Raw genomic sequence first — 9,893 nt, 5'->3', positions numbered from 1 at the left:
AATACGATTTTTCTTCGCGGTTGTTTTTTTTTATCGGTTGTCTTTTTCGTTTGGGGGGGGGGGGGGCGCCCCCCCCACATCGGGGGTCCGGGGGTCGCCCCCCGGGTAAAATGACGAGAAGCAGTGGGGAAGGAGCCGCAAGGCTCCGACCACACTGCTTCTAGTCTTCGAGTGGGCGAGGAGGGATTTGAACCCTCACATCCTCTCGGACACACGGACCTGAACCGTGCGCGTCTGCCGTTCCGCCACTCGCCCGCGAGTGTCGTCCCGTCTCCGGGTGCTCGAAAAGGCTAGCACGTACGGAGCAGTGCTCTGACAACTCGATACTTCAGACGAACCTTTGCACCGATACGATCGTCTACCAGTGGGGAAGGGAGGTGCCCGTGGGCGTCATTCAGCGCTTCGAGCGACGGCTCGAGGGCATGGTCGAAGGGGCCTTCGCCCGTGCCTTCAAGTCTGAGCTGCAGCCGGTCGAGGTGGCCAGTGCTGTGCAGCGCGAGATGGACGATCGGGCGGCGATCGTGGCGCAGGGCCGCACGCTGGTTCCGAACGACTTCGTCGTCGACATCTCTCAGCAGGACGGGCAGCGGCTGCAGGTCTACGCGGACAGCCTGAGCCAGGAGCTGGCGAACCTGGCCCGGGAGTACGCGAAGGAGCAGGGGTACTCCTTCGTGGGTCCGGTGCGCGTCCGGTTCGAGAACACTGACGATCTGGCCACGGGCATGTTCCGGATCAGGTCGGGCGTGATCAGGGGTTCGACGGTCGAGGGCGGGGAGATCCGCGGCTCGTCGAGCAACATGCCGCAGAGCGGCGGCGGGGTCTTCGGGGGCCACCCGCGGCTGCTGGTGACGACGGCGGTGGAGGGCGCCGACGCCACCCAGCGGACGTACGAGATCAACACGCCCGTGACCCTGCTCGGCCGTGGCACCGACTGCGATCTGCGCCTTGTCGATCCGGGCGTATCACGGCACCATGCCGAGATCCGCGTAGAAGGTCCCGAAATCGTGCTCGTGGATCTAGGGTCGACCAACGGCTCCTTCGTGAACGGGCAGCCGATCCGGCGGGTGACGCTGGTCGACGGGTCCCGGGTCACGATGGGCCGGACCACACTCGTGTTCCGCCGCGATAGGGAGTAACCCCGACTCCGATGTCCCCATTCACCCTCACGCTGATCAAGCTGGCGTTCCTCGCGGTGCTCTGGCTCTTCGTCATCGCGGCCGTCGGTGTGATCAGGGCCGACCTGTTCGGCTCGAAGGCCGCGACGCGAGCGGCCTCGCGCGCGTCGGCGCCGCGACCGCAGAAGGCGGCGGCGCGCCCGCCGCGCGCACCGCAGCCGCCGCCGGCGCACGGCGGCGCCCAGCAGGGCGCGCCGACGAAGCTCGTCGTCGTGCAGGGCGAACGGGCGGGAACCGTCATCGACCTCACCGGGGTGCCTATCACCATCGGCCGGGCGAATGACGCGACACTGGTCGTGACCGACGACTACGCTTCGAGCCGACATGCACGGATTTACGCCCAGGACGGTCAGTGGATCGTGGAAGATCTCGGCTCGACCAATGGGACTTACCTCGGACGCACGAAGGTGAGCCGGCCGATGCCGGTGCCGCCGGGCGTTCCGGTCCGTATCGGCAAGACCGTGATCGAGCTGCGCAAATGACTCTGGGAATCCGCTACGCCGCGCGCTCCGACGTCGGCATGCTGCGCGAGGGCAACGAGGACTCGGCGTACGCGGGCGCGCACCTGCTCGCCGTGGCCGACGGGATGGGCGGGCACGTCGGCGGGGAGATCGCCAGCGCCGCGGCCATCGAGGCGCTGCGCCGGCTCGACAAGGACCTGCCGGCGAACGAGCTGCTGGCGGCGCTCGAGCACACGGTCAAGGCCGCGAACGACAACCTGCACCGGATCGTGGAGTCCGATCCCGCGCTGCAGGGCATGGGCACGACGCTGACGGCGATGCTGTGGGCGGGCGACCAGGTGGCGCTCGTCCACATCGGCGACTCGCGGGCGTACCTGCTGCGCGACGGCAGCCTGTTCCAGATCACGCACGACCACACGCTCGTCCAGTCCCTGGTGGACGAGGGGCGCATCAGCCCGGACGAGGCCGCGTCGCACCCGCAGCGGTCGCTGCTGCTGCGCGCGCTGGACGGGCGCGGCGAGGTCGACCCGGACCTGTCGCTGCGGGAGGCCCAGGTCGGCGACCGGTACCTGCTGTGCTCGGACGGCCTGTCGGGCGTCGTCACCGCGGAGACCATCTTCCAGGTCCTGACGGACGTGGACGAGCCGGAGCAGGCCGTCCGGCAGCTCATCGACCTCGCGAACCGGGGCGGCGGCCCGGACAACATCACGTGCGTGGTGGCGGACGTCGTCGACCTGGAGCGGCAGCCGCCGACGGGCGGGCCCGGGCAGGCGGTCGGGGCGGCGGCGAACGCGTCGCCGCCGGAGCCGCCCGGCGGCCCGGGGACGACGATGCCGGCGGGCCCCGCGGACACGCCGGCGGGACGGGCCGCGCAGCTGCGCGACACGCGGCCGCAGCCGCCGGTGGCGGTGGACGAGATGCCGCCGCCGATGGCGGCGGCCGAGCCGGTCGGCGAGCCGATGCCCGACCCGATGCCCGACCAGATGCCGCCGCCGGGCGCGCTGCCGCAGGCCGCGCCGGCGAAGGCGCGGCGGGGCGGCGGCGTCCGCAGGTGGGCGTGGCTGCTGGTGGTCGCGGGCGTCGTGGTCCTCGGGATCGGCGCCGGCGGTTTCGTGCTGCTGCAGAACGTGAAGAGCGGCTACTACATCGGCGCGGAGAACGGACGGGTCGTCCTGTTCCGGGGCACGCCGCAGGACGTGCCGGGGCTCGACCTGTCCCGCAAGGCCGCCGCGAAGGACCAGCCGAACCCGCCGATCCTGCTGGAGGACCTGCCGCAGGCGCAGCGCCGACAGGTCGAGGAGACCTACACGGTGGAGGGCCCGGCGGCCGTGCAGAAGCTCCAGCAGAGCGTCTGCAAGTACGTGCTGACCGCGGAGAACGGCAACGTCGTCATCATGAAGGGCGCCGGCCAGCAGAACTGCGAGCAGACGAAGCTCAGGGGCAGTGAGATCCGGGTGAGCGAGCTGCCCGCCGAGGACGCCGCGGCGGTGACCGAGAACAAGCTGGTGTTCGCCGGGGAGCATGAGGCGCAGACAAAGCTGCTGGAGCTGGGCGACCGCCGGGACGCCTGCAAGAGGGGCGACTCGAACATCCAGGGCTGTCCGTCCGATGGGGGGACGCCCAGGTGAGTTCGCTCGGGGAGCAGATCAGGGCGCGGCTGCCGTACCAGCGGCGGAACGCCGCGTCCCTGGTGCTGCTCGTCTTCGCGATGGTCCTGACGCTGTCGGCGTTCGCGGAGGTTGGCCTCGCGCGGGACGGAAGCATCCCGGCGGGGCTGTTCGGGTACGGCGGCGGGCTCGCGGTGCTGGCGGTCGCGGCGTACTTCGTGCAGATGAAGTTCGCGCCGTACGCCGACCCGCTGCTGCTGCCCCTGGCGGTGGCGCTGAACGGCCTCGGCCTCGCGATGATCTACCGGCTCGACCTGGAGACCAGCGCCGACTGGAAGGCCGCGGCGCGGGCCGGCGGCGAGGTGCTGACGGACGAGGCGGACGCGCCCGGCCAGCTGATGTGGACGTTCGTCGGGATCGCGATGTTCGTCGCGGCGATCCTCATCATGCGGGACACGCAGAAGTCGGACGCCCCGCTGTCGTTCACGCCGAAGACGGCGCAGCGCTACACGTACCTGATCGGCCTCGGCGCGATCATCCTGCTGATCCTGCCGATCATGCCGGGCCTGGGCATGGAGCTCAACGGCGCCCGGGTGTGGATCAAGGTCGGGCCGATGTCGGTCCAGCCGGGAGAGTTCGCGAAGCTGATGCTGGTGGCGTTCTTCGCGGGCTACCTGGTGAACAAGCGGCAGGCGATGTCGCTGATCGGCAAGAAGATCGGCCCGTTCAGCCTGCCCCGCGCCCGCGACCTCGGGCCGGTCATGGTGATCTGGTTCTTCTGCCTGGGCGTCCTGTTCCTGCAGAAGGACCTCGGCACCGCGCTGCTGTACTTCGGCCTGTTCGTGTCGATGCTGTACATCGCGACGCAGCGGTTCTCCTGGATCGTCATCGGCATCGGGCTGCTGGTGGTCGGCGTGTTCGTCGCGATGCAGCTGCCGTTCATGGGCCACGTCGACCAGCGCATCAGCATCTGGCAGAACCCGCAGCCGTACTTCGACGGCGGCTGCATGCTGGAGAGCGGCGAGGTCGTCCCGGTCAACCCGAACACCGAGATCTACCAGAAGCACGACGTCGAGGGCGTCATCTCGCCGGGCTTCGCCGCCTGCGGCGAGCTGGGCGGCGCGTACGCCGACAGCCGGCAGCTGATGATGGGGCTGTTCGCGCTCGGCGAGGGCGGCGTGCTCGGCACGGGTCTCGGCCAAGGCGAGCCGTGGCGGACGCCGCTGTCGTTCAGCGACTTCATCATCGACTCGCTCGGCGAGGAGCTGGGCCTGACGGGGTTGATGGCGATCCTGCTCATCTACGGGTTGATCGTGCAGCGCGGCATGAAGACGGCCGTCGCGGCGCGCGACCCGTACCTGAAGATGTTCGCGGGCGGCGTGTCGTTCGTCCTCGCGCTCCAGGTGTTCGTCATCGTCGGGGGTGTCACGAAACTGATCCCGCTGACGGGTCTGACGACGCCGTTCCTGTCGCAGGGCGGTTCGTCGCTGATGGCGAACTGGATCCTGATCGCGATCCTGGTACGGATGAGCCATGACGCCCGCAAGCCCGCCCCGCAGGCGATCCAGGACGAGGGCATGACCCAGATCGTGAGCACGAGGTGATCCGCCGCCCATGAACATGGACAAGCCGATCCGGCGCGTGGCGATCTTCGCGTTGCTGCTGATCTTCGCCCTGATGGCTCAGGTCAACTACATGCAGGGCAGCCAGGCCGAGGATCTGCGCACCGACGCGAACAACCCGCGCCTGTACGCCGACATCTTCAAGACGCCGCGCGGGCAGATCAGCGCGGGCGGCGAGGTGCTGGTGTCGTCCAAGGAGATCGACGAGGAGGAGTACGGCCGCGTCTACAAGGACGGGCCGATCTTCTCCCCGGTCACCGGCTACTTCCGCGGCGGCGCCACGCAGGTGGAGAACGCGTACTCGGCGCTGCTGTCGGGCGACGACAGCAGGATCACCAACCAGCGCTGGTTCGACACGTTCATCGGCAAGGAGGCCGAGGGCGCCGACCTGGAGCTGTCCATCGACCCGCGGGCGCAGCGCACCGCGTACGAGCAGCTGAAGCGGGCGACGGCGCCGGGCCGCCGCGGCGGCGCGGTCGTCATGGACGTGGAGACGGGCGCGATCAAGGTCGCGGCGTCGTACCCGTCGTTCGACCCGAACGAGGTGTCGAACGACCCGCGGTCGGACGAGGGCGCGAAGCGGCTGGAGCAGCTCGCGAAGGGCGAGGGCGTGCAGCGTCCGCTGATCGACAACGCGCTCAGCCAGACGTTCCCGCCCGGTTCGTCGTTCAAGATCCTGATGGCGGCACTGGGCCTGGCGGACGGGATGGACGCGAACACCCCCGTCGACACCAGCGACCTGATCCTGCCGGAGTCGAACCGTCCGCTGCCCGACTCGCACGAGAACGGCGCCTGCGGCGGCCGCGCGCCGCTGCGGGCCGCGTTCGTCGAGTCCTGCAACAGCTCGTTCGGCCGGATGGCGATGGAGCTCACCATCCAGAAGCTGCACGACGGCAGCGAGAAGTTCGGGTTCGGCGACCGGGTCGAGATCGAGCCGAACTTCTTCGCCGCCGAGAGCTCGGTCCCCGTGGAGGTCACCGACGCCGAGGGCAACGTCATCAAGACCGGCCAGGACGCGACGGCCCGGTCCGGCATCGGGCAGGAGAACGTGCGGTCCACGCCGCTGCAGATGGCGATGGTGGCGGCGGCGGTCGCCAACAACGGCGTCATCATGAAGCCGTACCTGGTGGAGAAGGCGCGCGCGCAGGACCAGAGCGAGGTCTACAGCGCCGACCCGCAGGAGTACAAGAAGGCGATGTCGGAGGGCGACGCGAAGGAGCTGCAGGACTGGATGCGCGGCGTCGTCACCGAGGGCACCGCGACCAACCTGCAGGGCCGGAACATCGCCGGTAAGACCGGTACCGCCGAGCAGACCCCCTTCCCCAACGCCCGCTGGTTCGTCGGGTTCAGCCCGATGGAGGACCCGAAGTACGCGTTCGCCGTCATGACCGAGGGCTCGGGCTCGGGCGGCACCGCCGCCGGGCCGATCGCCGCGGAGATCATGGCGCAGGTGCTGAAGCAGTGAGCGCGGGCCTCGTCCTGAACGACCGGTACCGGCTGCTGGAGCGGCTGGCCACCGGCGGGATGGGCGAGGTCTGGCGCGCCCGGGACGAGCAGCTCGGCCGGGACGTCGCGGTGAAGCTGCTGCGCGTCGAGCTGGACGACGACGCGCGGGCCCGGTGGCGGTTCGAGGCCGAGGGCCGGTTCGCCGCGGCGCTGCGGCACGACGGGATCGCGCAGGCGTTCGACTTCGGCCAGCAGCACGGCCGCACGTACCTGGTGATGGAGCTGGTGCCGGGCGAGCCGCTCGACGAGATCCTCGCCCGGGACGGCGGGCTCCCGCTGGAGGCCGTCCTGGACCTGCTGGTGCAGGCGGGACGGGCGCTGTCGGCGGCGCACGACGCGGGGATCGTGCACCGCGACGTGAAGCCGGCGAACCTGATGATCTCCCCGAACGGGACGCTGAAGCTGACCGACTTCGGGATCGCGCGGCGGCTCGCGGAGGCGTCGCAGACGCAGACCGGCATGGTCATGGGCACCGCGCACTACATCTCGCCGGAGCAGGCGTCGGCGGGCGAGCTGACCCCGGCCGCCGACCTGTACTCGCTGGGCGTGGTGGCGTACGAGTGCCTGGTGGGGGCGCCGCCGTTCGACGGCGCCACCCCGGTCGAGGTCGCGCTGAAGCACGTCCGGGACGCGCCCCGGCCGCTGCCCTCGCGCGTCCCCGACCCGGCGCGCGCGCTCATCATGGAGATGCTCGCGAAGCACCCGGAGGAGCGGCCGCCGAGCGCGACGGCCGTCGCCGACCGGGCGCTGCGGATCCGGGCGTCGCTCAGCACCGGACGGACGCTCCGCGCCGACCTGCCCGGAACGCCCGCGGCCCCCGGGACGACCGGCGCGCATGCCGCGCCCCGCCCCGGCGGCACCACGAGCGTGTTCGGGACGCCCCCGGCCGCCCGGACGTCCGCCGCACAGCCGGCACCCGCCGCGCCCGGGACCCCCGTGGCGTCCGGCGGGCGCGGGGCGTCCCGGACGGGCGCGAAGCGGCGCGGCTCACGCGCGCGCGGACCGGCCCGTGCACGGCGCGTGGCACCCGCCCGCGGGCGCCCGACCGCGCCCCCGAAGCGCCCTACGGCCCCTATGTCGGGATTTGACGCGCGCGGCGGTCCGGATAACCTCTCGGACGGGACAGTGCCCGGGCAGCGTCGCACGGCACTGGCGTTCAGCTCGATCGCCGCCGTGATCCTCGTGGGCGCCATCGTGTTCGGCACGTTCTGGGTCGGGCGCGGCGCCGACTCCGCGGGGGACGGACGCTCCCCGGCCGAGACGTCCACGTTCGTCCCGGCCGGTGAGGACGAGATCGAACCGTCCGCAGTCCCGACGCCGCCGACCCCCCAGCCGACGACCCAGGACCGCAGACCCGTGCCCCCTGTCACGAATCGACACGAGACGCATAGGATCCGTCCGACGACGCCTGTGCCGTCCCGGTCGACCCCGGGTGCGGGCGGCGCGTCACCGACCCGTAAGCCGACCACCACGACGCCCGGTGCGACTCCCACCGACACCGAGCCGACACCGTCGCCGACGGACGTCACCACGAGTCCGTCAACTCCGACCCCAGATCCCTCCGCCACCGTGAGCGGCGGGCTAGGTTCGGGGAACTAAGGTGTAGACGTACGAGGGAAAGTGCACATATGAGTCAACCTCGGCTGCTCGGCGGCCGCTACGAACTCGATTCGGTGATCGGGCGTGGCGGTATGGCCGAGGTCTACCGCGCCCGGGACCTGCGTCTCGACCGCACCGTCGCCGTGAAGACCCTCCGGTCCGACCTGGCGCGCGACCCCACGTTCCAGGCCCGGTTCCGGCGCGAGGCGCAGTCCGCCGCGTCCCTGAACCATCCCTCGGTCATCGCCGTGTACGACACCGGCGAGGACGTCATCGGCGACACCCCGATCCCGTACATCGTCATGGAGTACGTGGACGGGAGCACCCTGCGCGACCTCCTGCGGGAGAACACCGCGCTGGTGCCGGAGAAGGCCCTCGAGGTGACCGACGGGATCCTGCGCGCGCTGGACTACAGCCACCGCGGCGGGATCGTGCACCGCGACATCAAGCCCGCCAACGTGATGCTCACCCGCAATCACGAGGTCAAGGTCATGGACTTCGGCATCGCCCGCGCGATGGCCGACTCCGCGGCCACCATGACGCAGACCGCCCAGGTGATCGGCACCGCCCAGTACCTGTCGCCCGAGCAGGCCCGCGGCGAGCGCGTCGACACCCGCAGCGACATCTACTCCACCGGCTGCGTGCTGTACGAGCTGCTGACCGGACGGCCGCCGTTCACCGGCGACTCCCCGGTCGCGATCGCCTACCAGCACGTCCGGGAGGAGCCCGTCCCGCCGTCCCAGATCGACCCGCAGATCCCGCAGTGGGCCGACGCGATGGTCCTGAAGGCGATGGCGAAGGAGGCGGACAACCGGTACCAGAACGCGACGGAGTTCCGGCAGGAGATCCAGCGGGTCCTGCAGGGCCAGCCCGTCGCGTCGACGGCGGCGTCCACCATGATGCTGGGGTCGCAGCCGCCGCAGGGCACCCAGGTGATGGGCGCCTACCCGGCCGGCCCGCCGCACACCCAGATGCAGCGGCCGGTGGACGACGGGTACGGCGACCCGTACCTCCCGCCCGTCCACTACGACGACGACCGGCCCGAGCGGGGCGGCACCGGCAAGAAGGTAGCCCTGTGGACGGCGCTCGCCGTCGTGTTCATCGGCGGCGCGGCCCTCATCGGCTGGTTCATGAGCGGTGGCCCCGAGGATGAGAAGCCGGTGCAGGTCGCGGTGCCGCAGAGCATCGTCGGCATGTCCGCCGACGACGCCGAGACCGCCCTCACCCAGGCGAAGCTGAAGGTCGGCGAGACGACCACGGAGTACAGCGACGAGGTCGAGAAGGGCGCCGTCATGTCGACGGACCCGAAGCCCGGCACGCAGGTCGAGGAGGGCTCCACGGTCAACCTCGTCGTCTCCGAGGGCAAGCGGCCGCCGAAGCAGGTCACGATCCCCGACCTGGCCGGGCAGCCGGCGTCGGCGGCGGAGAGCGCGCTCAAGGACCTCCAGCTCGACCCCGAGCGGCGGATCGCCACCAGCAACGACGTGCCGCGCGGCAACGTCATCCGCACCGACCCGCCCGCCGGTTCGCAGGCGCCGGTGAAGTCGGACGTCACGGTGTACGTGTCGAACGGCCCGAGCACGATCAAGGTGCCGGACCTGTTCAACAGCAGCAAGCGCGCCGCCGAGGCCAGGCTCGAGGAGCTCGGGCTGAAGGTCGACGTCCAGGAGGGCGTGGCGCCGCCGGACAAGCAGGTCTCGATCGGGTTCGTCTACCAGCAGTCGCCCGGCGCGAACGCGACCGTGGCCCCCGGCGACACGGTCACGATCTTCATCGCGAAGGAGCCGGACCCGACCCCGACGCAGCCCACCCCGGGCGGTCCCAGCCTTCCGGGCTGGCCGCCGGGCAACGACTGACGCACGGCGACCGGACGCGGGGGGGGGGGGGGGGCCCCCCGGCCCGGGGGGGGGGGGGGGCCCCGGC

7 protein-coding genes and 1 tRNA gene are annotated in these 9,893 nt (G+C 71.1%); 7 read left to right on the top strand and 1 reads right to left on the bottom strand.

Going from position 1 to position 9,893, the window contains the following annotated elements:
* Positions 1 to 172 precede the first annotated feature (172 nt).
* A tRNA-Leu gene (locus AB0L25_RS40615) sits at positions 173 to 255 on the bottom strand.
* A gap of 128 nt (positions 256 to 383) precedes the next feature.
* Between AB0L25_RS40615 and AB0L25_RS40610 the strand changes: the two genes are divergently transcribed.
* From AB0L25_RS40610 to pknB, 7 genes are read left to right on the top strand one after another with little or no spacing between them, the layout of a single operon-like run.
* Positions 384 to 1,136, top strand: coding sequence for an FHA domain-containing protein (locus AB0L25_RS40610; RefSeq protein ID WP_500178945.1), 753 nt, complete (start codon positions 384 to 386; stop codon positions 1,134 to 1,136).
* Positions 1,137 to 1,147: 11 nt separating this feature from the next.
* Positions 1,148 to 1,657: an FHA domain-containing protein FhaB/FipA gene (locus AB0L25_RS40605; RefSeq protein ID WP_500178944.1), complete on the top strand. Its 510-nt coding sequence runs from the start codon at positions 1,148 to 1,150 to the stop codon at positions 1,655 to 1,657.
* Positions 1,654 to 3,264 (top strand): Stp1/IreP family PP2C-type Ser/Thr phosphatase, encoded by a 1,611-nt coding sequence (locus AB0L25_RS40600; protein ID WP_500178943.1) that lies wholly within the window; start codon positions 1,654 to 1,656, stop codon positions 3,262 to 3,264. The genes AB0L25_RS40605 and AB0L25_RS40600 overlap by 4 nt, the downstream gene beginning before the upstream one ends.
* A complete protein-coding gene (locus tag AB0L25_RS40595) occupies positions 3,261 to 4,847 on the top strand; it encodes an FtsW/RodA/SpoVE family cell cycle protein (RefSeq protein ID WP_500178941.1) in 1,587 nt (528 codons plus the stop codon). Before AB0L25_RS40600 ends, AB0L25_RS40595 begins: the two co-directional genes overlap by 4 nt.
* Positions 4,848 to 4,857: 10 nt before the next feature.
* A complete protein-coding gene (locus tag AB0L25_RS40590) occupies positions 4,858 to 6,330 on the top strand; it encodes a penicillin-binding transpeptidase domain-containing protein (protein WP_500178939.1) in 1,473 nt (490 codons plus the stop codon).
* On the top strand, positions 6,327 to 7,970 hold the full coding sequence (locus tag AB0L25_RS40585) for a serine/threonine-protein kinase (RefSeq protein WP_500178938.1): 1,644 nt from the start codon (positions 6,327 to 6,329) through the stop codon (positions 7,968 to 7,970). The genes AB0L25_RS40590 and AB0L25_RS40585 overlap by 4 nt, the downstream gene beginning before the upstream one ends.
* 29 nt (positions 7,971 to 7,999) lie before the next feature.
* Positions 8,000 to 9,826, top strand: a complete 1,827-nt coding sequence (gene pknB, locus AB0L25_RS40580; protein WP_500178936.1) for a Stk1 family PASTA domain-containing Ser/Thr kinase — start codon at positions 8,000 to 8,002, stop codon at positions 9,824 to 9,826.
* Positions 9,827 to 9,893 lie beyond the last annotated feature (67 nt).

This window comes from Spirillospora sp. NPDC052242, assembly GCF_040679555.1.
Lineage (GTDB): Bacteria > Actinomycetota > Actinomycetes > Streptosporangiales > Streptosporangiaceae > Spirillospora.
The sequence above is the reverse complement of the archived record's forward strand: the minus strand, read 5'-3'. Positions and strand labels throughout refer to the sequence as shown.